General features: G+C 71.9%; 21 protein-coding genes. 3 read left to right on the top strand and 18 right to left on the bottom strand.

Annotation, left to right across the window (positions count from 1 at the left end; genetic code table 11):
• Positions 1 to 63 precede the first annotated feature (63 nt).
• The 3 genes from O5O46_RS07360 to O5O46_RS07350 all read right to left on the bottom strand — a co-directional run bounded on the left by O5O46_RS07360 (position 64) and on the right by O5O46_RS07350 (position 2,654).
• Positions 64 to 1,215, bottom strand: coding sequence for a sensor histidine kinase (locus tag O5O46_RS07360; protein ID WP_269854423.1), 1,152 nt, complete (start codon positions 1,213 to 1,215; stop codon positions 64 to 66).
• On the bottom strand, positions 1,212 to 1,925 hold the full coding sequence (locus O5O46_RS07355; protein ID WP_269854422.1) for a response regulator: 714 nt from the start codon (positions 1,923 to 1,925) through the stop codon (positions 1,212 to 1,214). Before O5O46_RS07355 ends, O5O46_RS07360 begins: the two co-directional genes overlap by 4 nt.
• Before the next feature lie 171 nt (positions 1,926 to 2,096).
• On the bottom strand, positions 2,097 to 2,654 hold the full coding sequence (locus O5O46_RS07350; RefSeq protein WP_269854421.1) for a class F sortase: 558 nt from the start codon (positions 2,652 to 2,654) through the stop codon (positions 2,097 to 2,099).
• Positions 2,655 to 2,748: 94 nt separating this feature from the next.
• Here O5O46_RS07350 and O5O46_RS07345 point away from each other — a divergent pair, with 94 nt between their 5' ends.
• On the top strand, positions 2,749 to 3,834 hold the full coding sequence (locus tag O5O46_RS07345) for a serpin family protein (RefSeq protein WP_269854420.1): 1,086 nt from the start codon (positions 2,749 to 2,751) through the stop codon (positions 3,832 to 3,834).
• Here O5O46_RS07345 and O5O46_RS07340 read toward each other — a convergent pair.
• Positions 3,831 to 4,523, bottom strand: coding sequence for an MBL fold metallo-hydrolase (locus O5O46_RS07340; RefSeq protein ID WP_269854419.1), 693 nt, complete (start codon positions 4,521 to 4,523; stop codon positions 3,831 to 3,833). The genes O5O46_RS07345 and O5O46_RS07340 overlap by 4 nt on opposite strands.
• 110 nt (positions 4,524 to 4,633) lie before the next feature.
• On the opposite strand from O5O46_RS07340, the gene O5O46_RS07335 reads away from it, so the two are divergent.
• The gene (locus O5O46_RS07335; RefSeq protein ID WP_269854418.1) at positions 4,634 to 5,581 is read left to right on the top strand and encodes a hypothetical protein; all 948 of its coding nucleotides are present in this window, start codon (positions 4,634 to 4,636) and stop codon (positions 5,579 to 5,581) included.
• Positions 5,582 to 6,274: 693 nt separating this feature from the next.
• On the opposite strand, the gene O5O46_RS07330 is transcribed toward O5O46_RS07335, so the two are convergent.
• The 13 genes from O5O46_RS07330 to O5O46_RS07275 all read right to left on the bottom strand — a co-directional run bounded on the left by O5O46_RS07330 (position 6,275) and on the right by O5O46_RS07275 (position 21,776).
• Entirely contained in the window at positions 6,275 to 7,234 is a 960-nt protein-coding gene (locus O5O46_RS07330) for an alpha/beta fold hydrolase (RefSeq protein ID WP_269854417.1), read from the bottom strand.
• Between the two features lie 149 nt (positions 7,235 to 7,383).
• Positions 7,384 to 8,844, bottom strand: a complete 1,461-nt coding sequence (locus O5O46_RS07325; protein WP_269854416.1) for a glutamate synthase subunit beta — start codon at positions 8,842 to 8,844, stop codon at positions 7,384 to 7,386.
• Positions 8,837 to 13,435 carry a glutamate synthase large subunit gene (gltB, locus tag O5O46_RS07320; RefSeq protein WP_269854415.1) on the bottom strand — a complete coding sequence of 1,533 codons (4,599 nt, stop codon included), beginning with the start codon at positions 13,433 to 13,435 and terminating at the stop codon, positions 8,837 to 8,839. Before gltB ends, O5O46_RS07325 begins: the two co-directional genes overlap by 8 nt.
• Positions 13,436 to 13,744: 309 nt before the next feature.
• On the bottom strand, positions 13,745 to 14,479 hold the full coding sequence (locus O5O46_RS07315) for a VIT1/CCC1 transporter family protein (protein WP_269854414.1): 735 nt from the start codon (positions 14,477 to 14,479) through the stop codon (positions 13,745 to 13,747).
• A gap of 215 nt (positions 14,480 to 14,694) precedes the next feature.
• Positions 14,695 to 15,768 (bottom strand): prolipoprotein diacylglyceryl transferase, encoded by a 1,074-nt coding sequence (gene lgt, locus O5O46_RS07310; RefSeq protein ID WP_269854413.1) that lies wholly within the window; start codon positions 15,766 to 15,768, stop codon positions 14,695 to 14,697.
• 72 nt (positions 15,769 to 15,840) lie between these two features.
• Entirely contained in the window at positions 15,841 to 16,629 is a 789-nt protein-coding gene (locus O5O46_RS07305) for a DsbA family protein (protein WP_269854412.1), read from the bottom strand.
• Positions 16,630 to 16,708: 79 nt separating this feature from the next.
• Entirely contained in the window at positions 16,709 to 17,521 is an 813-nt protein-coding gene (trpA, locus tag O5O46_RS07300; protein WP_269854411.1) for a tryptophan synthase subunit alpha, read from the bottom strand.
• Complete coding sequence (trpB, locus tag O5O46_RS07295; protein WP_269854410.1) at positions 17,518 to 18,762, bottom strand: tryptophan synthase subunit beta; 1,245 nt, start codon at positions 18,760 to 18,762, stop codon at positions 17,518 to 17,520. Before trpB ends, trpA begins: the two co-directional genes overlap by 4 nt.
• A gap of 380 nt (positions 18,763 to 19,142) precedes the next feature.
• Positions 19,143 to 19,310 (bottom strand): tryptophan biosynthesis modulator TrpM, encoded by a 168-nt coding sequence (gene trpM / locus O5O46_RS35450; protein WP_443072428.1) that lies wholly within the window; start codon positions 19,308 to 19,310, stop codon positions 19,143 to 19,145.
• A complete protein-coding gene (gene trpC, locus O5O46_RS07290) occupies positions 19,307 to 20,116 on the bottom strand; it encodes an indole-3-glycerol phosphate synthase TrpC (protein WP_269854409.1) in 810 nt (269 codons plus the stop codon). The genes trpM and trpC overlap by 4 nt, the downstream gene beginning before the upstream one ends.
• A 162-nt stretch (positions 20,117 to 20,278) precedes the next feature.
• Positions 20,279 to 20,707, bottom strand: a complete 429-nt coding sequence (locus O5O46_RS07285) for a DUF2752 domain-containing protein (protein ID WP_269854408.1) — start codon at positions 20,705 to 20,707, stop codon at positions 20,279 to 20,281.
• A gap of 88 nt (positions 20,708 to 20,795) precedes the next feature.
• On the bottom strand, positions 20,796 to 21,008 hold the full coding sequence (locus tag O5O46_RS07280) for an HGxxPAAW family protein (RefSeq protein WP_269854407.1): 213 nt from the start codon (positions 21,006 to 21,008) through the stop codon (positions 20,796 to 20,798).
• A 111-nt stretch (positions 21,009 to 21,119) separates the two neighbouring features.
• Positions 21,120 to 21,776 (bottom strand): TIGR02234 family membrane protein, encoded by a 657-nt coding sequence (locus O5O46_RS07275; RefSeq protein WP_269854406.1) that lies wholly within the window; start codon positions 21,774 to 21,776, stop codon positions 21,120 to 21,122.
• Between the two features lie 340 nt (positions 21,777 to 22,116).
• Here O5O46_RS07275 and O5O46_RS07270 point away from each other — a divergent pair, with 340 nt between their 5' ends.
• Positions 22,117 to 23,343 carry a S53 family peptidase gene (locus O5O46_RS07270; protein WP_269854405.1) on the top strand — a complete coding sequence of 409 codons (1,227 nt, stop codon included), beginning with the start codon at positions 22,117 to 22,119 and terminating at the stop codon, positions 23,341 to 23,343.
• Positions 23,344 to 23,398: 55 nt separating this feature from the next.
• On the opposite strand, the gene O5O46_RS07265 is transcribed toward O5O46_RS07270, so the two are convergent.
• Positions 23,399 to 24,907, bottom strand: a complete 1,509-nt coding sequence (locus O5O46_RS07265) for an anthranilate synthase component I (RefSeq protein WP_269854404.1) — start codon at positions 24,905 to 24,907, stop codon at positions 23,399 to 23,401.
• Positions 24,908 to 25,033 lie beyond the last annotated feature (126 nt).

Below are 25,033 nucleotides of genomic sequence, written 5' to 3'. Positions count from 1 at the left end.
GGCCGGTGCTGCCCATGGACAAAGGGGTGGCAGCGCTTGGACTCCCGCGTTCCGCGGCCGGGGTCAGTGCAGCGGAAGTACGGCGGTGACCAGCCAGCCGCCTTCGGGGGCGGGTCCGGCGGACAGCCGTCCGCCGAGCGCTTCGGCGCGTTCGGTGAGGCCGACCAGGCCGAAGCCGCCGCCGCGCGCGGACTCGGCGAGCTTGGCGGCCTTGCTGCCGTCGTCGGCGATCCGCACTTCCAGGCCGTCGGCGACGGTGCGAAGCGTGATGCGGACCGCCGTGGCGTCGGCCGCGTGCTTGACCACGTTGGTGAGCGCCTCTCGGACGATGCGGTGGACACCCGCCGCGACATCGGGTGGGACACGGTCGTCGAGGCCGCTTTCCACCTGGAGCAGCACGGGCGGGCCGGTGCGTGAGAACGCCTGCGTCAGCTCTCGTACCTGCTCGATACCGGCGAGCGGCGCGGTCTCCGCGGTGTCCTCGCGCAGTACGTGCACCAGGCGCCGCATGGCGCCCAGCGCCTCGCCCGCCGCGGTCTCGATCCGGCCGAAGCTCTCGGCGGCGTCGACCACGGCGCCTTGTTCACGCTCGGTGAACCGGGCGGCGCGGGCCTGCACCACGATGCCGGTGATGTGGTGGGCGACCACGTCGTGCAACTCCCTTGCCAGTTCCCTGCGTTCGGCGGAGCGCACGGCGGCCAGGTCGCGCAGCCGCTGGGTGGACTGGGCGCGCAGCACCAGTGAGAAGGCGGCGACCAGCGTGGTGGAGACGGCCATCACCAGGGTGAAGGCGCCCGGTTTGGTGTCGCGCAGCGGCGCGGCGACGGCGGCCAGGCCCAGCAGCGGCCCGAGGACTACGGCGGCCCGGTCCGGGGCGCGGTGCACCACCGCGGTCAACAGCACCAGCAGGGCGATCGCCTCACCGAGCCCCCAGACGCTGAGCGGGGGTTGGCCGACGAGCAGCACGATGGTGGTGGTCCAGGAGACCACCGCGGCCACCGCCGCCCGTACCACCAGTGGGACGCGGTTGTTCGGCACCGCGCACACGCACACGGCGACGCCCGCGGCCCAGACGATGGCGTGCGGACGGGTAGGCTGCCGGGCCAGCACGAGCGCCTCAAGGGCCACCAGGAACAGCAGCACGAAGGCCAGGGCGCACTTGCCGACGCCGACCGCTCGCGGATGGCGGGCCGCCCATCCCGCCAGCCCGGTCATCCGCCCGCGCCGCCGGAAGGGCCGGCGGTGCCCGAGCCGCTGGTGGCAAGTCCGCTCTCCCACGCCCACGCGGCGATCTCCACGCGGTTGCGGGCGTCGAGCTTGGACTGGATGTGGGCCAGGTGTGTCTTGACGGTGGACAGGGAGACGAACAGCTCGGAGGCGATCTCGGCGTTGGTCAGCCCGCGGGCCAGACAGCGGGCGACGTCGGCCTCACGGTCGGTGAGCGGCTCGGACGGCTGTCTGGCGGGATTGCCGGTGGCGGCCGTGGTGGCCATGGTGCGCAGCAGCCGTACGGTGATCGCCGGGGAGATCAGCGAGTCGCCGACGGCGGCTGCGCGGACCGCCTCGACCAGCATGGCCGGGCTGGAGTCCTTCAGCAGGAAGCCGCTGGCGCCGTGGTGCAGCGCGGTGTGCACATACTCGTCCAGGTCGAAGGTGGTGACGATGACGATCCGCGGCGGGGAGCCCTGCCAGTACGAGGCGGCCTCGGGGGCGAGCAGGCGGCGGGTGACCTCAAGGCCGTCCACCTTGGGCATCCGGATGTCGAGCAGGCAGACGTCCGGGCGCAGCCGGCGCACGGTGTCCAAGGCGGCCTCGCCGTCCACGACGTCGGCGACGACATCGATGTCCGGCTGGCTGTCGAGGATCATCCGGAAGCCGGTGCGGACCATCTCCTGGTCGTCCGCGATGACCACGCTGATCGCCATGGGTTCCTTTCGCGGGGCCCTTCACGGGGGCGGTTTGCGGGGTTTACGCGGCTTGTGTGTGTCTATGGGAACGGGATCGTCGGCACCCCGCAACCGGGGTGTGCGGCAGCGCCGGTCCGCGCCTTGGTGATCACTGGCCGCCGCGGTGGGAAGGCCCTTGCGGAAGCCCTGTCACGCGTTCTGGTCGGCGTGGACGACCACCGTCTCGTTCGCGGTGACCGGGGTGATCAGCTCCAGCTGGGCCGCGGTGGTGGCCTTGGGGCCGAGGACGGCGACGGGCTGGCGCGGTGTCTGGGCGGCGTCGTGTTCGACGTCGGTCACCGAGTAGCAGACGTGCGTGCCGTCGGCGCGGGATATCTCGATGGCGTCGTGCGGGCGCAGCCGGGGCAGCCCGTGGAAGACGGCGCGGTCACCGATGATGACGGAGCGCCCCGGGTCGCCTGGCGCCGCGCTGGCGGCGTACCAGCCCGCGCACTGCGGCGACAGGGCGGGCGAGGTCGCGCCGACCGGGACCGCCTTGGCGTGCACACCCGCACGCGGGATGTCGATCTGCACCGGCGCGCCGGTGGTGCTGGCTGCCGTCGCGGCGTAGGCACCGTGCACCCGGGTTCCGGAGCCGTCCGGGGTGTACAGCAGCGCCCAGGCGCAGAGGGCGGCCGAGATCAGGAGCAGCAGGACGGCGGCACCGTTGACACGGAGCTCGGAGGAACGGGCGGTGGTCCTGCGCATACCGTTGACGCTACGGGGCCGTGCGTGACGCCGCGTCCACCATGTGGCCATCGCCCCATCGTCCGAAAGGAGGATGGCGCCGTACTCTGACGGTATGCGTCAACTCGCGCACCGCTGGCTGGAGTCCGTCGCCCAGACCCCCGACGGGGACTTCGCCGCCTCTCCCGCGGGTCTGTGGCTGGCCCTGGCCACGGTCTCGGTGGGAGCGCGCGGCAAGACCGCCACGGCGTTCGAGGGCGTGCTGGAGACCGGCCCGGAGCCCGCCGCCGCGGTGGCCGCGGCGGTGCGTGCGCTGGAGAAGACCGACGCCCTGGCCCTGGCGACCGGGGTGTGGAGCCGCTCGCCGCTGCGCGAGGAGTTCCGTGCCGCGCTGCCGGATGTCGGCTTCGGGGAGCTGGACGACGCTTCCCCGGCCGTGATCGACGCCTGGGTGCGGGAGGCCACCGGTGGGCTGGTCGAGCGGCTGCCGGTGCGAATACCGGAGGAAACGCGTCTGCTGCTGGTCAACGCGCTGGCGCTGAAGGCCCGTTGGGCCGATCCGTTCGACACGGCGAACACCCGGGACCGTCCGTTCACCGACGCCGCCGGGGCCGTGCACCAGGTGCCCACGATGTGCAAGACGTTCTCGGCCCACTCCGCGTGGACCGTACCGGAGTCGTCCGGCGGTCTGACCCGGGTGGTCGAACTGCGGTGCGCGACCGAGGGGTTCACTCCGGCCGTCGTACGGTTCGTCATCGGTTCGCCGGGCCGCACCGCACCCGAGGTGCTGCCCGCGGCGTGGGCGCCCACGGGGCTGCGTGCCCGGCTCGACGCCGACCGGGTGCGGGTGCTGCTGCCGCGGCTCGCGTTGCGCACCACGATCGAGGTGACCGGGCATCTTCCGGCGCTCGGCCTGGACATCGCCACCAGTGACCACGCCGACTTCTCCGGGCTGTCGCCGCAGGCCCTCACGATCGACCAGGTGGTGCAGGAGGCGGTGGTCAAGGTGGCCGAGGAAGGCATCGAGGCGGCATCGGCCACGGCGGTCAGGATGATGTACGCGGGCATGGTCACCTCACGGCCACGGGTGGTGGAGATCGCGTTCGACCGGCCCTTCGGGCTGGTGGTCCTCGACTCGACCGGAGAACTGCCGCTGTTCACCGCCTGGCAGGCGACCGAGCCGCGCTTCCCCGAGGGCTAGTGCGGTTGGAGCGACACCGCGCGCAGTGCGTCGCCCGCGCCGTGCAGGATCGGTTCGCCGTGGCCGAAGCAGGCGGTCTGCACATCGAGTTCGGCGATTCCGCGGAAGGACGCCGCCGCCTGCTCGCGGTCGACGTTGAACACGCCGAGCATCAGCCGGTCCACGTTGGCGACCGTGTCACCGGTGAACACCACTTCGGCGTCCGGCAGATGGACGGCGACACTGCCCGCCGTGTGCCCGGGGGTGTGCAGGATCCGGGCCGGGACGCCCCAGTCGAGTTCGTCGCCGCCGGTCAGCTCCCGGTCGATGCGGCAGGGCGGCATGGGCGGGACGTTGGGGGCGATGCTGTCGTAGAGCGGGCGCTCCCAGCCCAGCAGCAACGGGGGCGGCTCGGGCACAGTGCCGCGGATCACCGGCGCGTCGGCGGCACCGGCGGCGACCGTGGCCCCGGTGGCGGCTACGAGCGCGGCGGCCGAGCCCGTGTGATCGTTGTGGGAGTGGGTCAGCACGATCTCCCTCAGGTCCTCCGGGCGGCCGCCGAGGCCGCGCAGGGCGGTGAGGATGTCCTGCTCGGCGCCCGCCGCGCCGCAGTCCACCAGGAAGAAGCCGTCGGCCGTGCGCACCGCGTACGCCTGGCCCACGGTGAAGCGCAACATCCAGATGTCGGTGGTGAGTTGTACCGTCTCCATGGACGCAGACGGTAGTTCGCGGGAGGGGGTGGCGCAGCGTGGTTGAGCCGAGGGCGAAAGGTGGCGGCGGCACGTAGGCTCGTAAGGGCGACAGCCCTGGGGAGGTGCCCGTGACGCGTCATGCCGAACCCGCGGACCGGTCTGGACCGGCCTCCGGGCCGATCGTGCACGGCTTTCCGCACCTAAAGACCATCCAGGCCTCCCTGACCGCGCTCTACAGGCGGCTGTCGTACGACACCATCAGCACGTTCGCGGTCAGCGTACTCCCGGACGAGGTGCGGGTACCGCCGGACGCCGACATCTACCTGGGCACCCAGCAGGTGGCGCGGACCATCGTGCAGCACCTGCGGTTGCCGGAGGCGCGGATGATCGTGGCGTTCCGGGACATGGTGCACGCGGGGAACGTGGAGCTGGAGGCCGGGCCGGAGTACTTCATCGAGCTGAACTCGCGGTTCAAGGAGGATCGTCGGGACATCGGGGCGTGCCTGGCGCATGAGGTGATGCATGTCTATCTGCACCGGCTGGGGCTGGAGTTCGCCGGTACGCGGGACAACGAGATCCTCACGGACACCGCGTCCGCCTATCTCGGTGCGGGGTGGCTGCTGCTGGACGCCTACCGGGAGGAGAGCAACGTACGCGGGGACCGGCTGGTGCGGTCGGCGTCCAAGCTCGGGTATCTGACCCCGGAGGAGTTCGGGTACGTGCTGGCCAAGCGGGCGCTGGCGTTCGGGGACGACATCGAGCCGTGGTTCTCCAGCGCGCAGGCGCGGGACGCGTACCGCGCGGGGATGGCGCGGGCCCAGGCGGATCTGCGGCAGCCGCCGCTGGCGCGGTGCGGGTGGGCCGGTCGACGGCGGTACGCGGCGGACCGCCGGATCGTGCAGCGGGGGGACGGGGTGTCGCCCGTGCGGGCGGGGGGCTACGCGTTCGAGGGCGGGTCGCCGCTGCGGGTGTCGTTCCCCTGCCCCACGTGCCATCAGCGGATCCGGGTTCCGGTGCGGGGGAGGTTCACGGCGCGGTGTGGGGTTTGTGGGTCGGAACTCCAGTGCGACACGTAGCCCACCCGCCCGCCCTTCTGGGGCGCAGCCCCAGCCCCCCTCGGGGCTCCGCCCCAAACCCCGGCGGAGCGCAGCCCCGGACCCCGCTCGGGGCTCCGCCCCGAACCCCACCTGGACAGCGCCCCCGCTGAGGCTGCGCCTCCCGCTAGGGCTGCGCCCTAAAGCCCGCTCAGGGCTGCGTCCCAAACCCCGCCTGGGCTGCGCCGAACCCGCTGGGGCTGCGCCCCAAACCCCGCTCGGCGCTGTGTCCCCGTCCCACGTGGGGTTGCGCCCCAAACCCCGCGCGGTTTGCCTCGGCGCGGCTCCGTCAACACCGGTCCCCTCCGGTTGCGTCCCGGACGCCGTTGGGGTGCGTCCCCCGTCCCCCCCTGGGCTGCGCCCCTGTCCCCGCTAGCAGCTACGTCCGGGAACCGTCCGGCGCGGTCTGCCTCGACGCGGACCCGCCGACACCGGTCCCCTCCGGTCGCGTCCCCAACGCCGTCGGGGCGCGCCCGGGAACCGGTCGGCTTGACCTCGGCGCGGCCCCGTCGATACCGGTCCGCTCGGGTTGGGTTCCGGACGCCGTTGGGGCGCCCCCGCGCTGGGGCTGCGATTCTGACCGCGTCTCGGGGCGCCGCCACCGCCCCTCTGGGGCGGTGGGGCTGCGACCCGGCTCCCGACAGGTCGGGAGCCGGGGCGCGGAGGCGGGGGGCTTTACAGGGAGTCCAAGAACTCCAGCAGCGCCGCGTTGACCTCCTGGGGGCGTTCCTGTTGGGTCCAGTGGCCGCAGCCCTCCAGGATGATGGGCTCGCGGAGGTTGGGGTGGAGGTTGGGCAGCGCGGGGAGTAGGTCTTCCATGCCGGGAAAGCCGTAGACCAGGTCTCGGTCGCCGGTGATGTACAGGGCGGGGGGCTGGACGGCGGCGCCCTGCCAGGCGGCCGTCAGTTCCCAGTTGCGGTCCAGGTTGCGGTACCAGTTCAGGCCGCCGGTGAAGCCCGCCTCGCCGTACTCCGCGACGAAGACGTCGATGTCCTCCTCGGTGATCCAGGAGGGCAGCTTCTCCGGGGCCTTGACGCGGTCGAGGAAGCCGCCGCCGGGCTGGATCAGGGGCTGGGCGGGCGGGTTGTTGTGCGGGTTGTCGCCGCAGGCGCCGTACAGCGTGCGGCGGAACGTGGTGCGCGGGTCGGCGGCGAGTTCGGCGTCGGCGACGCCGGGCGTCTCGAAGTAGTTCCAGTAGAACTGCCCGTCGAACCGCTCGCGCATCGCCCGCAACGGCGGTACCGGGCCGCGCGGCTGCGGCGGCACGCTCAGGCCCGCGACGGCGGACACCACGTCGGGGCGCAGCAGCGCGGTGTGCCAGGCGACCGGTGCGCCCCAGTCGTGGCCGACGACCACGGCGCTCTCCTCGCCGAGCGCGTGGATCAGGCCGATGACGTCACCGACCAGGTGCAGGATGGTGTAGGCCTCGATCTCCTCGGGCCGGTCGCTGCGCCCGTAGCCGCGCTGGTCGGGCGCGACGACCCGGTACCCGGCGGCGGCAAGCGGCGCGAACTGGTGGCGCCAGGAGTACCAGCACTCCGGAAATCCGTGCAGCAGCACGACGAGCGGCCCCTCGCCCTCCTCGGCGATGTGCAACCGGATGCCGTTCACGTTGACGCTGCGGTGCTCTACCACCTGATGCCTCCCCAACTACCGTTCGGTGAACCAGGGTCAGGCTACGCCTCGGTAGGGACACGACGCGGCGCCCGGCCCTCCGGTCGGGGAAGGGGGCGGGCGCCGCCTCAACAGCCGTACGGCGCTGTACGGCTCACTCGTGGCCGCCGTCAGACCGCCAGCGCGCGGTCGGTCGGGCGGATCGGCGCGTGCAGTGAACTGGCGCCGGTCAGGTAGCCGTCGACAGCACGGGCGGCCGAGCGGCCCTCGGCGATCGCCCATACGATCAACGACTGGCCGCGGCCCGCGTCACCGGCGACGAAGACACCGTCCACGTTGGTGGCGAAGTCCTTGTCGCGGGCGATGTTGCCGCGCTCGTCGAGTTCCAGGCCGAGTTGTTCGACCAGGCCGTTGCGCTGGTCGGTACCGGTGAACCCCATGGCGAGGGTGACGAGTTGGGCCGGGATCTTCCGCTCGGTGCCGGGCTTCGGCTCGAACTTGCCGTCCTTGAACTCGACCTCGACCAGGTGCAGGAACTGCACGTTCCCGTCCTCGTCGCCCTCGAACCGCGCCGTGTTGACCGAGTAGACCCGCTCGCCGCCCTCCTCGTGCGCGGAGGTGACCTTGTACGTCATCGGGTACGTGGGCCACGGCTGGTGGGCGGGGCGCTCGTCGGCGGGGCGCGGCATGATCTCCAACTGTGTGACGGAGGCCGCGCCCTGGCGGTGCGCCGTGCCGACGCAGTCCGCGCCGGTGTCGCCGCCGCCGATGACGACGACGTGCTTGCCCTCGGCGGAGATCGGGGAGGCGACGTAGTCGCCTTCCTGGACCTTGTTGGCCAGCGGCAGGTACTCCATCGCCTGGTGGATGCCGTTCAACTCGCGGCCCGGCACCGGCAGATCACGGGCGGTGGTGGCACCGGCCGCGATGACCACGGCGTCGTACCGCCGCTTCAGCGCGGCGGCGTCCACGTCGGTGCCGACCTGCACTCCGGTGCGGAACTTGGTGCCCTCCGCGCGCATCTGCTCGATACGGCGGTTGATGTGCCGCTTCTCCATCTTGAACTCGGGGATGCCGTAGCGCAGCAGGCCGCCGATACGGTCGGCGCGCTCGTACACCGCGACCGTGTGCCCGGCCCGGGTGAGCTGCTGGGCGGCGGCGAGTCCGGCCGGTCCCGAGCCGATCACCGCGACGGTCTTGCCGGAGAGCCGGTCCGGCGGCTGCGGGGTGACATGGCCGCCCTCCCACGCCTTGTCGACGATGGTGACCTCGACGTTCTTGATGGTGACCGGGGGCTGGTTGATGCCCAGCACACAGGCGGACTCGCACGGCGCGGGGCACAACCGCCCGGTGAACTCGGGGAAGTTGTTGGTGGCGTGCAGCCGCTCGTAGGCGGCCTTCCAGTCACCGCGGTACGCGTAGTCGTTCCACTCCGGGATGAGGTTCCCCAGCGGGCAGCCGTTGTGGCAGAACGGGATGCCGCAGTCCATGCAGCGGCCTGCCTGCTTGGAGATGATCGGCAGCAGTGAGCCGGGGACGTAGACCTCGTTCCAGTCCGTGACCCGCTCGCTGACCGGGCGGGAGGTGGCGACCTCGCGCCCGGTGGTCAGAAAGCCCTTCGGGTCAGCCATGAGCCGCCTCCATCATCTTCGCCGTGGTCTCGGACTCGCTGAGTCCCGCTTGCTCGGCGGCGTCCTTGGCGGCGAGCACTGCCTTGTAGTCCCTCGGCATGACCTTGCCGAACCGGGTGAGGGTGGTGCCCCAGTCGGCGAGCAGCGCCTCGGCGACGGTGGAGCCTGTCTCCTGCTGGTGGCGGCGCACCACGTCGTGCAGCCACGCGATGTCGTCGGCGTCCAGCTGCTCGACGCCGACCAACTGGTTGTTGACCCGGGAGGGGTCCAGGTCGAGGACGTAGGCGATGCCGCCGGACATTCCCGCGGCGAAGTTCCGCCCGGTCTCGCCCAGTACGACGGCGCGCCCGCCGGTCATGTACTCGCAGCCGTGGTCGCCGACGCCCTCGGCCACGACGGTGGCACCGGAGTTGCGGACGCAGAACCGTTCGCCGACCTGGCCGCGCAGGAACATCTCGCCGCCAGTGGCGCCGTAGCCGAGGGTGTTGCCCGCGATCGTGGAGTACTCGGCGAGGTGGTCGGCGCCCCGGTCCGGGCGCACGATGACCCGGCCGCCGGAAAGCCCCTTGCCGACGTAGTCGTTGGCGTCGCCCTCCAGGCGCAGCGTGACGCCCTTGGGCAGGAACGCGCCGAACGACTGCCCGGCGGAGCCGGTGAAGGTGACGTCGATGGTGTCGTCGGGCAGGCCGGCGCCGCCGTACCGCTTGGTGACCTCATGGCCGAGCATGGTGCCGACCGTGCGGTTGATGTTGCGGATCGGCAGCTGGGCGCGCACCGGCGAGCCGCTCTCCAGTGCGTCGGCGGCCAGCTTGATCAGCTGGTTGTCGAGTGCCTTCGCCAGGCCGTGGTCCTGGGTGACGACCTGGTGGCGCACCGCGCCGTCCGGCAGTTCGGGCACGTGCAGCAGCGGCGCGAGGTCGAGGCCCTGGGCCTTCCAGTGGTTGACGGCACGGGTGGTGTCGATCAACTCCGCGCGGCCGACGGCCTCCTCGATGGAGCGGAAGCCGAGTTCGGCGAGGAGTTCGCGGACCTCTTCGGCGATGAACTGGAAGAAGTTGACCACGAACTCGGCCTTGCCGTTGAACCGTTCGCGCAGCACCGGGTTCTGGGTGGCGATGCCGACCGGGCAGGTGTCCAGGTGGCACACCCGCATCATCACGCAGCCGGAGACGACCAGCGGCGCGGTGGCGAAGCCGAACTCCTCGGCACCGAGCAGCGCGGCGATGACCACGTCACGGCCGGTCTTGAGCTGGCCGTCGGTCTGCACCACGATCCGGTCGCGCAGCCCGTTGAGCAGCAGGGTCTGCTGTGTCTCGGCCAGGCCCAACTCCCAGGGGCCGCCCGCGTGCTTGAGGCTGGTGAGCGGCGAGGCACCGGTGCCGCCGTCGTGGCCGGAGATCAGCACGACGTCCGCGTGGGCCTTGGAGACGCCCGCCGCGACCGTGCCGACGCCGACCTCGGAGACCAGCTTCACATGGATGCGGGCGGCCGGGTTGGCGTTCTTCAGGTCGTGGATGAGCTGGGCGAGGTCCTCGATGGAGTAGATGTCGTGGTGCGGCGGCGGCGAGATCAGGCCGACGCCGGGGGTGGAGTGCCGCGTCTTGGCGACCCACGGGTAGACCTTGTGGCCGGGCAGCTGGCCGCCCTCGCCGGGCTTGGCGCCCTGGGCCATCTTGATCTGGATGTCGTCGGCGTTGACCAGGTACTCGGAGGTGACGCCGAAGCGGCCGGAGGCGACCTGCTTGATCGCCGAGCGCCGGGCCGGGTCGTAGAGCCGCTCCGGGTCCTCGCCGCCCTCGCCGGTGTTGGACTTGCCGCCGAGCTGGTTCATGGCGATGGCCAGGGTCTCGTGCGCCTCGCGGCTGATCGACCCGTACGACATGGCGCCGGTGGAGAAGCGCTTGACGATCTCGGAGACCGGCTCGACCTCCTCGATCGGCACCGGGGGCCGCTCGCCGGTCTTGAGGTTGAACAGGCCGCGCAGCGTCATCAGCCGCTCGGACTGCTCGTTCACCCGGTCCGTGTACTTCTTGAAGATGTCGTAGCGACGGGTGCGGGTGGCGTGCTGGAGCCGGAAGACGGTCTCCGGGTCGAACAGGTGGGGTTCGCCCTCGCGGCGCCACTGGTACTCGCCGCCGATCTCCAGGCGGCGGTGCGCGGCGGCGATGCCGGAGGCCGGGTACGCCTTGGCGTGCCGGGCGGCGACCTCCTTGGCGATGACGTCGATCCCGGCGCCGCCGATCTTGGTGGTGGTGCCGTGGAAGTAGGTGTCCACGAAGCCCTCGTCCAGGCCGACGGCCTCGAAGACCTGGGCGCCGCGGTAGGAGGCGACGGTGGAGATGCCCATCTTGGACATCACCTTCAGCACGCCCTTGCCCAGCGCCTTGATCAGGTTCTTGATCGCGGCCTCCGGCTCGGTACCCGGCAGGAAGGTCCCGGCGCGCACCAGGTCCTCGACCGACTCCATCGCCAGGTACGGGTTGACGGCCGCGGCGCCGTAGCCGACCAGCAGCGCGACGTGGTGCACCTCGCGCACGTCACCGGCCTCGACCAGCAGGCCGACCTGGGTGCGGGTCTTGGTGCGGATCAGGTGGTGGTGGACGGCCGAGGTGAGCAGCAGCGACGGGATCGGCGCGTGCTCCGCGTCGGAGTGGCGGTCGGAGAGCACGATCAGCCGGGCGCCGGCCGCTATGGCGGCGTCGGCCTCGGCGCAGATCTCGGCGAGCCGGGCGGCCAGCGCCTGGCCGCCGCCCGCGACCCGGTACAGGCCGGAAAGCGTGGCGGCCTTCAGTCCGGGCATGTCGCCGTCGGCGTTGATGTGGATGAGCTTGGCCAGCTCGTCGTTGTCGATCACCGGGAACGGCAGGGTGACGTTGCGGCAGGCCGCCGGGGTCGGCTCCAGCAGGTTGCCCTGCGGGCCGACCACGGAGATCAGCGAGGTGACCAGTTCCTCGCGGATGGCGTCCAGCGGCGGGTTGGTGACCTGCGCGAACAGCTGGGTGAAGTAGTCGAACAGCAGCCGGGGACGCTCGGAGAGCGCGGCGATCGGCGAGTCGGTGCCCATGGAGCCGATCGGCTCGGCGCCGGTCTTCGCCATCGGCGCGAGGATGACCCGCAGTTCCTCCTCGGTGTAGCCGAAGGTCTGCTGGCGGCGGGTGACCGAGGCGTGGGTGTGCACGATGTGCTCGCGCTCGGGCAGGTCCTTGAGGTGGATCAGACCGGCTTCCAGCCATTCGGCGTACGGCTGCTGGGCGGCCAGCTCCGCCTTGACCTCGTCGTCCTCGATGATGCGGTGGCCGGCGGTGTCGACCAGGAACATCCGGCCCGGCTGGAGGCGGCCCTTGCGGACCACCTTCTCCGGGGCGATGTCCAGCACGCCGACCTCGGAGGAGAGCACCACCAGGCCGTCGTCGGTGACCCAGTAGCGGCCCGGACGCAGGCCGTTGCGGTCCAGCACCGCGCCGACCAGGGTTCCGTCGGTGAAGGTGACGCAGGCCGGGCCGTCCCAGGGCTCCATCATCGTGGAGTGGTACTGGTAGAAGGCTCGGCGGGCCGGGTCCATGGAGTCGTGGTTCTCCCACGCCTCGGGGATCATCATCAGCACGCTGTGCGGCAGTGAGCGGCCGCCGAGGTGCAGCAGTTCCAGCACCTCGTCGAAGGTCGCGGAGTCCGAGGCGTCCGGGGTGCAGATGGGGAAGATCCGCTCCAGGTCGCCCTTGCCCGTTCCATGATCGGCGGAGCCGAAAGCGTCGCTGGCCAGCTGCGACTCGCGGGCCCGCATCCAGTTGCGGTTGCCCTTGACGGTGTTGATCTCGCCGTTGTGCGCCACGAACCGGTACGGGTGGGCCAGGGGCCAGCTGGGGAAGGTGTTGGTGGAGAAGCGGGAGTGGACCAGGGCGATCGCGGTGGCGAACCGGCGGTCGGACAGGTCGGGGAAGAACGGCTCCAGCTGGCCGGTGGTCAGCATGCCCTTGTAGACGATGGTCCGCGCGGACAGCGACGGGAAGTAGACGTTCACCTCGCGCTCGGCGCGCTTGCGCAGCACGAAGGCGAGCCGGTCCAGCTCCAGGCCCTGCCGTCCTCCGGTGGCGTCGGCGACGAACAGCTGTGAGAAGTACGGCATGGTGGCGCGGGCCGAGGCGCCCAGCAGTTCGGGGGCGACCGGCACCTCGCGCCAGCCCAGCAGTTCCAGGCCCTCCTCGGCGGCGATCCGCTCGATGGAGTCCACCGCCTTGGCCCTGGCCTCGTCCTCGACCGGCAGGAAGCCGATGCCGACCGCGTAGGCGCCGGCGGCGGGCAGCTCGAAGGAGACGGTCTCGCGCAGGAAGCTGTCCGGGATCTGGACAAGGATTCCGGCGCCGTCGCCGGAGTCGGGTTCCGAACCGGTGGCTCCGCGGTGCTCCAGATTGCGCAGCACCGTCAGCGCCTGCTCTACGAGCGCGTGGTCCGCCTCGCCGGTGAGGGTGGCCACGAATCCGACGCCGCAGGCGTCGTGCTCGTTGCGGGGGTCGTACATCCCCTGCGGGGCGGGACGCCCGTCCATACGAGCCCAGCGGGTGCCGGGCGCGGAGTGCGTGGACGCGGAACGCATCGGCTCTCCTGTCGTCGTGGCATTGCATTGCCGGAGTGATGTCACGGCGCAACAGGGACGACGCTGGCCCTCTGCGATTTCGTGCAGGTTACATGATGACCGGGATCCCGAACAGTGGATATGGGCTTCCCAGTATGTGGACTAACGCGGTGGATTCGGGGTCCCCGAGCAGGTCACCCGGCGCCTTGGCGGGCGGCACTGCCCGGCGCGCTTGTACCTCATGCCCCGCCGTAAGCCTGCCGAAACGATCGGGTAACACCATGGGCCATCCGGTGGCTTGTGGCCTACGTCACGGCCCGGCTGACCAGGCTAACCGACCGCGGTCCCGAACAGCGAGCCCAGGAGGAAGGTGACCCCGGCCGCCGCGCCGCCCAGCACCAGCTGCCGCAGCCCGCTGAACCACCACGACCTGGCCGTCACCCGGGCCACCACCGCGCCGCAGGCGAACAGCCCCAGCAGCGCCACCACGAGCGCGGGCCACAGCGCGGTGGCCCCCAGCAGGTACGGCAGCAGCGGCAGCAGCGCGCCGGCCGCGAACGATCCGAATGACGAGACGGCGGCGACCAGCGGCGAGGGCAGGTCGGACGGGTCGATGCCCAGTTCCTCGCGGGCGTGTATCTCCAGCGCCTGCTCGGGGTCGGCGGACAGCTGGCGCGCGACCTCCATCGCCAGCTTCGGTTCCACGCCGCGGGATTCGTAGAGCTTGGCCAGCTCGTACAGCTCGTCCTTGGGGTTGCGGCGCAACTCCAGCCGCTCCAGCTCCAGTTCGGCCTCCACCAGCTCACGCTGCGAGGCGACCGAGGTGTACTCGCCCGCCGCCATGGAGAAGGCTCCGGCCGCCAGGCCGACGAGACCGGCGATCACGATGGTCTTGTTGGAGACGTGCCCTCCGGCGACACCGGTCATCAACGCGAAGTTGGACACCAGTCCGTCCATCGCCCCGAAGACGGCCGGGCGCAGCCAGCCACCGTTGACGTCGCGGTGGCTGTGGTGCGGTACGTGGTAGTCGAAGCGCTCGGCCTCGTTCTCGACGACGGTGGACATCTGCTCGGTCTCCCTTCCGGGCCAGGTGCGGACCGCCCGGTCCCTCCCAAACGCATCGAAGATACGCACGAAGCGATGGCCTCTGCCAGCAAGGAAAGCCTGGCCAAAGCGGGTGCGGACCCCGCGGGGGCGGTTCCCGCGCCGCGGTCCCGCTACGCGGGAAGGCCGCCGGATCCGTCAGATCCGGCGGCCTTCTCGGGACCGTGTGGGAGGCGTCAGGCCTTCTTGGACGGCTCCGTGTCGGGGGCCTCGGCCGTCTTCTCGGCGGCGTGGGGCTTGGCCGCCTCGGCCGTCTTCTCGGCGGCGTGGGGCTTGGCCGCCTGGGTGTCGGGGGCGTTCGCCGGGTCGTCCGCGGCGGCTTCGTCGTGCGGTGCGGCGGCCTCCGCTGCGGCGTCGGGGGCGGGCCGCTCGCCGCCGGTCACCGCACCGGCGTCGGACTGCGGCTCGCCGTCGGTCTGCTCGGCGGCCGGTTCCACGACCGTCTCACGGCCCGGACGCAGCCGCGCCGAGACCACGATGTAGGTCACCGCCGCCAGGAAGACGATGATCGCTGTCCAGTCGTTGAGCCGCAGGCCCAGGATGTGGTGCGCGTAGTCCACCCGCATGTGCTCGATCCACCCGCGGCCCACGCAGTACGCGGCCACGTACAGGGCGAAGGCGCGGCCGTGCCCGAGTTTGAAGCGCTTGTCGGCCCAGAGCACCAGCATCGCGACGACCAGGATGTCCCACAGCGACTCGTACAGGAACGTCGGGTGGTACAGGCCGATGTCCGGGGTGGCCGCCGGGCGGTGCGCCGGGTCGATCTCCAGCGCCCACGGCAGCTTGGTCGGGCCGCCGTACAGCTCCTGGTTGAACCAGTTGCCCCAGCGGCCGATGCCCTGGGCGATGGCGATGCCGGGCGCCACCGCGTCCGCGTAAGCGGGCAGCGGGATGCCCCGGCGGCGGCAGCCGATCCAGGCGCCGAGGGCGCCCAGCGCGACCGCGCCCCAGATGCCGAGACCGCCGTCCCAGACCTTGAAGGCGCCGACCCAGTCCTTGCCCTTGCCGAAGTACAGCTCGTAGTCGGTGATGACGTGGTAAAGCCGCCCGCCGAGCAGTCCGAACGGCACCGCCCACACCGCGATGTCGGCGACGGTGGTCTTCACACCGCCGCGCGCCACCCACCGGCGGCTGCCCAGCCACACGGCGACGAAGACGCCGATGATGATGCAGAACGCGTAACCGCGCAGCGGAATGGGGCCGAGGTAGACGACGCCCCTCGACGGGCTGGGAATGTATGCGAGGTCCATGGCGTACCTGACGCTACCGTGCCGGGCGGGGGCGGGCGCAATCCACCCGGCAACGGGTGCGTAACGGGCCGGTCAGCTGCTGGGGACCGGCTTGCCCTTGTTCGCCGCGGTGACGTCGGCCTTGAGCTGCTCGGGCGTGAGGGGCTGGTTCTCGCCGAAGATGCTCTTGCCGTTGAGCAGGATGGTGGGGGTCGAGTTGTAGCCGGAGCTGTTGAAGTCGGCGTTGGACTTGTCCACCCACGCGTTGTACGTGCCGTTCTGGACGCAGGAGGTGAAGGCCGGCGTCTTCAGGCCCGGCACCTTGTCGGCGAGCTGGAGCAGGTAGTTCTTGTCGGCGAACTTGTCCACCCGCTCGTCGGGCTGGTTGTCGTAGAGCACGTCGTGGTAGTCGCGGAACTTGCCCTGGTTCTGTGCGCAGGCCGCGGCGTTGGCCGCGTTCAGCGAGCCGGTGCCGCCGCTGTTGCCGTCGATCAGCCGGACCAGGTGGTACTCGCCCTTGAGCTGGCCGCTGTCCATCAGGCTGTGCACGGTGTCGCGGAAGCCCTTCTCGAAGGCGTCGCAGGCCGGGCAGCGGAAGTCCTCGTACACCGTGAGCGTCGAGGGCGCACCGTTTCTGCCCACCGGGATGGCGAGATCGCCCTTGCCGACGGCACCCGTGGGCGCCGTCACCGGGCCGCTGCTGGAGCCGCTCTTGCTGTTGGCGACCATGATCCCGACGGCCGCGGCGATGGCCAGTACGGCGATGATCCCGCCCGACACCATGACGGCCCGCTTGCGCTTGGCCCTGGCCTTCTCGCGCTCGCGCTCCGCCTGCAGCCGCTCGCGGGCGCTGCGCCTTCCCTCGCTGTTCTTGTCGCTCACGCCCCTGCTTAACGCGCCGGGGACACGGCAGCGCGCGTCCCCGGCGGTCAATTCCCCCGAACGGATCACACCGGGCGGCTCAGCGCTTACGCACGCCGGTCGCCAGTTCCCCGGCCAGCTCGCGGGCCGCTGCGATGCCGGACGCGGTGTCGGGGGCGTCCAGCAGCCGCTTGACGAACGCGGAGCCGACGATGACGCCGTCGGCGAACCCGGCGACCTCGGCGGCCTGCCCGGCGTTGGAGACCCCGAGCCCCACGCAGACCGGCAGGTCGGTGCTGGCCCGGGTGCGGCGTACCAGGTCGGCGGCCTGGGCGCCGACGGACTCACGGGTGCCCGTGACGCCCATCAGCGAGGCCGCGTAGACGAAGCCGGAACCGGCGGCGGTGATCTTGGCCAGGCGTTCGTCGCGGCTGCTGGGCGCGACCACGAAGACGGTGGCGAGGCCGTGCCGCTCGGCCGCCGCGCGCCATCCGGCGGACTCCTCGACGGGCAGGTCGGGCAGGATGCAGCCGGCCCCACCGGCGGCGGCCAGCTCCTCGGCGAACCGCTCCGCGCCGTGGCGGTCGACGGGGTTCCAGTACGTCATGCAGAGCACCGGCGCACCGGTCGCCGCGTGCACCTCGCCGACCGTGCGGACCACGTCGACGATCTTGACGCCCCCGCGCAGCGCGATGTCGTCGGCGGTCTGGATCACCGGACCGTCCAGCACCGGATCGCTGTGCGGCAGTCCGATCTCGACGATGTCGCAGCCGCCCTCGATCATGGCGGTCGCGGCGGCGATGCCGTCGGCCACGGTCGGGAAGCCCGCGGGCAGGTACCCCACCAGGGCGGCGCGGTTCTCGGCCTTGGCGGTGGCCAGCACCTTGTTCAGCAGCTGGATGTTCCCGCTCACTGGGCGTCCCCCTCGGGTGAGTCGTACAGCCCGAAGTAACGGGCGGCCGTGTCCATGTCCTTGTCGCCGCGGCCGGAGAGGTTGACCAACAGCAGCCCGTTGGGCCCGAGCTCGCGGCCGATGCGCAGGGCGCCCACGAGCGCGTGCGCGCTCTCGATGGCCGGGATGATGCCCTCGGTACGGGACAGCAGCAGCAGCGCCTGCATCGCCTCGTCGTCGGTCACCGGGTAGTACTCGGCGCGGCCGATGTCCTTCAGGTACGAGTGCTCGGGGCCGATGCCCGGGTAGTCCAGCCCGGCCGAGATCGAGTACGGCTCGGTGATCTGGCCGTCCTCGTCCTGGAGCACGTAGGAGCGCGAGCCGTGCAGGATGCCCGGGTCGCCCGCGGTGAGGGTGGCCGCGTGCTCGCCGGACTCGACGCCGTGCCCGGCGGCCTCAAGGCCGACCAGGCGTACGTCCTCGTCGGGCAGGAAGGCGTGGAAGATGCCGATCGCGTTGGAGCCGCCGCCGACGCAGGCGCAGATCGCGTCGGGCAGCCGACCGGCCCGCGCCAGGATCTGGCGGCGCGCCTCCACCCCGATCACCCGGTGGAAGTCGCGCACCAGCGCCGGGAACGGGTGCGGTCCGGCGACGGTGCCGAACAGGTAGTGGGTGGAGTCGACGTTGGCGACCCAGTCGCGGAACGCCTCGTTGATGGCGTCCTTGAGGGTGCGGCTGCCGGACTTCACGGCGATGACCTCGGCGCCCAGCATCCGCATCCGGGCGACGTTGAGCGCCTGGCGCTCGGTGTCCACCTCGCCCATGTAGATGGTGCAGTCCAGGCCGAACAGCGCGCAGGCGGTGGCGGTGGCGACGCCGTGCTGACCGGCGCCGGTCTCCGCGATCACCCGGGTCTTGCCCATGCGCTTGGTGAGCAGGGCCTGGCCCAGCACGTTGTTGATCTTGTGCGAGCCGGTGTGGTTGAGGTCCTCGCGCTTGAGGAAGATCCGTGCGCCGCCCGCGTGTTCGGCGAACCGCGGGACCTCGGTGAGCGGGCTGGGGCGCCCGGTGTAGTGGACGAGCAGGTCGTTGAGCTCGGCGGCGAAGGTGGGGTCGCCCTTGGCCTTCTCGTACTCCGCGGCGACCTCGTCGACCGCGGCGACCAGCGCCTCGGGAATGAACTTCCCGCCGAAGGGGCCGAAGTAGCCGTCGGCGGTGGGGACTTGACCCTCGGGGTCCGGGATGAAGAAGTCGGTGGACATCCGGTGTCTCCTCGACGGGGCTGGCGCCCCGTACTCCGTGATCTGCGACGAATGCGGTGGTTTTCCCGGTGAATGCGACTTTAGCGGCTTGTGCCGGTATGGCTATGGCTCCTGTGCGCCCGGCGGCGTCCCCTGGGGGTAGCGGTGCGTTCCGGTGGTCCCGGTCAGTTCGCCACCGACGGACTCCGCCGTGGGGGTTGGCCGCCCTTGCGGCGGAAAGGAGGTTTCGGAACTGGAGCGGTGAGCGGACCGCGCCGTTGCGGTGCGAAGCCCCTGCGCCGTGTCGGCGGGCAACCGCAACGCTGTGGCCCGGCGGTGCCGAACTCACCCCAGCCCGCGAAACCGAGCCGGACGGAACCGGGGACGTGCCCCGAGCCCGTTCAAGCCGTCGCTGAGCGACGGCGCCATCGCATGCCGTTCACCTGGCCCGGCTCGCAGCCGATCACGTACCGCACGCGCCGCCCGAGCACCCGGCGCGCGGGCGCGCGGCAGCCGCGCGGGCGGCAACCGGGGGCGAGGCGGGCGGAGAGCTGCACGGGACGCGTCAGTCCCTTCCGTGCCGCAGCGCGGGGTGGGCCCCCGCCGCGACCAGGTCGGCGACGGCGGCCTTGGGGTCACGGCCGGTGACCAGGGACTCGCCGACGAGCACCGCGTCGGCGCCGTCGTTGGCGTAGGCGATCAGGTCGTGCGGACCGCGTACGCCCGACTCGGCGACCTTCACGATGTGGTCGGGGACCTCCGGCGCGACGCGCGCGAAGGTTCCCCGGTCCACCTGGAGGGTCTTCAGGTCGCGGGCGTTGATTCCGATGATCTTCGCCCCGGCGTCCACCGCGCGCTCGACCTCGTCCTCGTCGTGCGCCTCGACCAGCGGGGTGAGGCCGATGGACTCGGCGCGCTCGATGAGGGAGACCAGCGCCTCCTGTTCGAGCGCCGCGACGATCAGCAGCGCGAGGTCCGCGCCGTACGCCCGCGCCTCCCACAGCTGGTAGGCGGTGACGATGAAGTCCTTGCGCAGTACGGGTACGTCGACCCGGGCGCGTACCGCCTCCAGGTCGGCCAGGGAGCCGCCGAACCGGCGCTGCTCGGTGAGCACGCTGATGACGGCGGCGCCGCCCGCCTCGTAGTCGGCGGCCAGGCCGGCCGGGTCGGCGATCGCGGCGAGCGCGCCCTTGCTGGGGCTGGAGCGCTTGACCTCGCAAATCACCTTCACGCTGTCGCCGCGCAGCGCGGCCACGCCGTCCTTGGCCGGCCGCGCCTTGGCCGCCCGCTCCTTGAGCTCGTCGAGGGAGACACGCGCCTGCCGTTCGGCGAGGTCCGCGCGGACTCCGTCGATGATCTCGTCGAGCACACTCACGCGAGCGGCCCCCTTCCGGTGGCGGTTGTCGAAGTTCCGAAAACCTACTGGTGGATCTGTGGAGCTCAGGTAGTGCGATGGTATCCGTCACCGGGCCGAGAACCCGCATCCGGTCGCCACCAGTCCCACCACCTGGACGAACACCACCGCTCGCAGGGGCGCCTAGGGGGCCAGGAAGGACCCGAACGGCAGGTTCCGGACAACGCCGAAGACCAGTACGACCGCTCCCATCCCCCACCACACCGCCCGCGGCACCCGCGTTCCGACCGGGCGTCCGCGCGCCTCGCGGGAGAGCCAGAGCACCCACAGCACGGCGGCGGCTCCGTAGCCGACCACGGCGAGCGCGTTGTCACGCAGTGCGGCGCCGAAGTCGCCGTGCACCACGGCGTACGCGCTGCGCAGTCCGCCGCAGGCGGGGCAGTACCAGCCAGTCAGGTACAGGAAAGGGCAGACGGGGTAGTGCCCCGGATGGTTGGGGTCGACCGAGCCCACGTAGCCGAAAGCCCCCGCGACCGCTGCCAGCAGGCCGACGGGGACGCTGACCCGCCGCACCAGGGAGTGGGGGGCCGGTCGGTGTTGGGTGGACGCCACGTGGCCGATTCTCTACGGAATCACCGGCGGGCGCAGCACCAGGGGCGGTCTGAAAGGCCCCGGTGCCACGGTTCCGCCGGAAGGGGCCTCAGGAGCGGGACTTCTGCGGCAGCGGGGCGCCAAGGCCCGCCATGCGCATGCCCAGACCCACGATGCCGCCGAGGGCGACCACGACAAGGCCCGCCCAGAAACCGACCGGCTTGGCCGCCACCGTGAAGACGCCCGACACGCAGAAGCCGATGAAGGCGATGGTCACGCCGGTCCAGGCGGCAGGCGTGTGTCCGTGGTGGTTTCCCGCCATTGCTGCTCCCTTCCTGAAGGTGCTGTGGCGCCGAGGGGTGGCGCACTGCTGCTCCGGACCATTGTCCCCCGTCCGGAGTAGTGCTCCTGAGCGGGGTGTCCCTACCGCGATTCAGCCGGCCGTGGGGTCCTCGCCCCGGTCCAGGGCCTTCCACATCTCGCCGGGGTGCTCGGGGTCCGGTGCGCGGCGGGCGGCGCGCGGCGTACGGGGGCCGTCCGCGCGCTCGTAGCGGCTGGACATGGCGGGCCAGGCCGCGCCCCGGACCACGGCCAGCACTCCGGCGAGCAGCAGCAGCAGGCCGCCCGCGGCGGCGGCCCAGGGCCAGCCGGTGTGGCCGACGTGCTGGACGGCGGTACCGGTCAGGCCGCTGGCCCGGGCGGCGGCGGCGCCCAGCGCCCTGGTGTCGCCCGCGCCGCCGACGCTGGCCGCGACGGTCCCGGCGCCGCAGAGCGCGAGCAGCACGGAAACGATCAACCGGCCGACCCGGCGCACCGCGAAGACCGCGACCAGTGCGGCCAGCCCGACCAGCGCCAGCGCATCGGGCAGCCCGGTGACCGTCTTGCCGGTGACGCTGACCGGGACCGTGCTCCCAGCCGAGGGCGCGGTTCCGGTGGACCAGGTCTTGCCCACGGCGAGCAGCACCATGGCGGCGCCCAGCGCGCCGAGCAGCAGCGCCACGGCCAGACTGCGCCGTCCGGCGGCGCGGCGCGGCGGTTCGGCGGCGGGCCCCTCGGCGGGGCGGGGCTGGGGTACGGCGGCGGCACTCACGCCTACCACTATCTCGTCACCGCGCGGCGGCCGGGCACCCGGGGGCCGCGGACGGCGATTTGGGGTGTCTACCCCGACGGGGGTGGTTAATGCGCCGCCCTCGGCCACGGCCGCGCAATTTCTTGCCTACGGAATGACATCCACCGGCAAAGCGGCGGTACAGAGTCACGCAGCCGGTCTTGTTGACGTGTGCCGGTCACAATACGTTTTCCGGCAATCCCGCTCCGGATATCGGGGCACCCCGTTGCACCGTCGCGCAAGCGGGCCACGGCTCACCCCCTGTACGCCGTGGCCCGTCCCCCCTCATGACTCCGGGTCACCAGCCACAGGAGGCAGTACATTGCGCAGACCCACTCCCAAGGCGCTCCGCAGCGCCGGGCTCTCCCTGACCGCCGTCGCGAGCCTGGCGCTCACCGGCTTCGCCGCCGCCCCCGCCCACGCGGGGCAGCCCTCGGCCAACACCGTCCGCACCGTCCACTCCTGCGCCGTACCGAAGAAGGCCGGCTGGGCGGCGTGTGACGCGCTCAAGGTGGTCGCCGGCACCGTCGCCGCCAAGGCGTCCGGCACGTCTCCCGAGGCCGCCCCCTCCGGCTTCGGACCGGGCGACCTGCACAAGGCCTACTCCCTTCCGTCCAGCGGCGGTTCCGGCGCCACCGTGGCGATCGTGGACGCGCAGGACGACCCCAACGCCGAGAAGGACGTGGCCGCCTACCGCAAGCAGTTCGGCCTGCCCGCCTGCACCAGCGCGAACGGCTGCTTCAAGAAGGTCGGCCAGACCGGCAGCACCAGCAAACTCCCCTCCGCCGACGCCGGTTGGGCCGAGGAGGAGTCGCTGGACGTCGACATGGTCAGCGCGATCTGCCCCAGCTGCCACATCCTGCTGGTCGAGGCCAACTCGGCGTCCATGGGCGACCTCGGCGCGTCGGTCAACGAGGCGGTCAAGCTCGGCGCCCGGTACGTCTCCAACAGCTACGGCGGCGGCGAGTCCTCGTCCGACTCCGGTTACGACAGCCAGTACTTCAAGCACCCCGGCGTCGCCATCACCGCCAGCTCCGGCGACTCCGGCTACGGCGTGGGGTACCCGGCCGCCTCCCGCTATGTCACCGCCGTCGGCGGCACGCACCTCACCACGGCGTCCAGCAGCCGGGGTTGGACCGAGACCGCCTGGAGCGGTGCCGGTTCCGGCTGCTCGGCGGACGACGCCAAGCCGAGCTGGCAGAAGGACAGCGGCTGCGGCAAGCGCACGGTCGCCGATGTCTCGGCGGTCGCCGACCCTGCCACCGGGGTGGCGGTCTACGACACCTACGGCGGCGACCCGGGCTGGGAGGTGTTCGGCGGCACCAGTGTGTCCTCGCCGATCATCGCCAGCGTCTACGCCCTCGCCGGAACGCCCTCTTCCGGCTCCACGCCGGCGTCCTTCCCGTACGCCCACACCTCGGCGCTCAACGATGTGACGAGCGGCTCCAACGGCTCGTGCGGCGGCAGCTACCTGTGCACCGCCAAGCCCGGGTACGACGGCCCCACGGGCCTCGGCACCCCGAAGGGCGTCAGCGCCTTCAAGGGCTGACTCCCTCAAGCGGGTTGGGCCGCCCACTCCCGGGGGCGGCCCAACTCCCCCGCGTTCACAGCCGGTTGGCGGTGGCCACGGCGCGCAGCACCGCCGCCGCCTTGTTGCGGCACTCGGTGTCCTCGGCCACCGGATCGGAGTCCGCCACGATGCCGGCGCCCGCCTGAACATATGCCGTGCCGTCACGCAGCAGCGCGGTCCTGATGGCGATCGCGGTGTCGGAGTCACCGGCGAAGTCCAGATAGCCGACACAGCCGCCGTACAACCCCCGGCGGGTGGGCTCCAGTTCGTCGATGATCTGCATCGCGCGCGGCTTGGGCGCGCCCGAAAGGGTCCCGGCCGGGAAGCAGGCGGTCAGCACGTCGAAGGCGGTACGGCCCCCGGCGACCTTGCCGGTGACCGTCGAGACGATGTGCATGACGTGGCTGTACCGCTCGATGGACATGAAGTCGACCACCTCGACGCTGCCCGGCTCGCAGACCCGGCCCAGGTCGTTGCGGCCGAGGTCGACCAGCATCAGGTGCTCGGCGCGCTCCTTGGGGTCGGCCATCAGTTCCTCGGCGAGCGCCTGGTCCTCCTGCGGGGTGCCGCCGCGCGGCCGGGTTCCGGCGATGGGGTGCACCATCGCCTGCCCGTCCTCGACCTTCACCAGCGCCTCGGGCGAGGAGCCCACCACGTCGAAGCCGTCGAAGCGCAGCAGGTACATGTACGGACTGGGGTTGGTCGCCCGCAGTACCCGGTAGACGTCCAGCGCGCTGGCCGGGCACGGCGTCTCGAACCGTTGCGACGGCACGACCTGGAACGCCTCACCGGCGCGGATGCGCTCCTTGATGTCCTCCACCACGTCCTGGTACGCGGGGCCGCCCCACAGCGCGGTGAACTCCGGCAGTTCGGAGGGCGGCAGTTCGCAGGGGGAGCTGTCCGACGGGCGGGCCAGGTCGGCGGCCATGTTGTCGAGCCGCGCAACGGCGTCCGCGTAGGCCTCGTCGACGCCGGTCTCCAGGTCGTTGTGGTTGATGGCGTTGGCGATCAGCAGGACGGTGCCGTCCCAGTGGTCGAGCACGGCGAGGTCCGAGGTGAGCAGCATGGTCAGCTCGGGCAGCCGCAGGTCGTCCTTGGCGTGGTCGCCGATGTGCTTCTCCAGGCGGCGTACCACGTCGTAGCCGAGGTAGCCCACCATGCCGCCGGTGAACGGCGGGAGCGTACCGCTGGAGTGCAGGTCACGCGGGGTGTGCAGGGTCTCGATGGTGGCCCGCAGCGCGCCGAGCGGGTCACCGCCGGTGGGGACCCCGACCGGCGGCGTGCCGAGCCAGTGCGCCTGGCCGTCGCGCTCGGTCAAGGTGGCGTCGCTGCGTACGCCGACGAAGGAGTAGCGCGACCAGGAGCGGCCGTGTTCCGCGGACTCCAGCAGGAACGTCCCGGGGCGCTCGCCCGCCAGCTTCCGGTACAGGCCCACGGGCGTGTCGCCGTCGGCGAGCAGCCGCCGGGTCACCGGGATGACCCGGCGATCCCGGGCCAGCTCGCGGAACGTTTCGAGGTCGGGGGTGACGTAGCCCGTGGTCATGGCTCGCACCATACCCTTCCCGAGGGGGTGCGGATCCGGGCGGCGGCGCCTCTCCAGCGGGTTCGGGATCCGGGCCGCGGTGGGCTCCGCCGCGGTGGACGCCCGCCTTTCCGCCGCGATGCTCCC

This window comes from Streptomyces sp. RPT161 (assembly GCF_027533845.1).
Lineage (GTDB): Bacteria > Actinomycetota > Actinomycetes > Streptomycetales > Streptomycetaceae > Streptantibioticus_A > Streptantibioticus_A silvisoli_A.
This window is presented reverse-complemented; position numbering and strand designations above follow the sequence as displayed.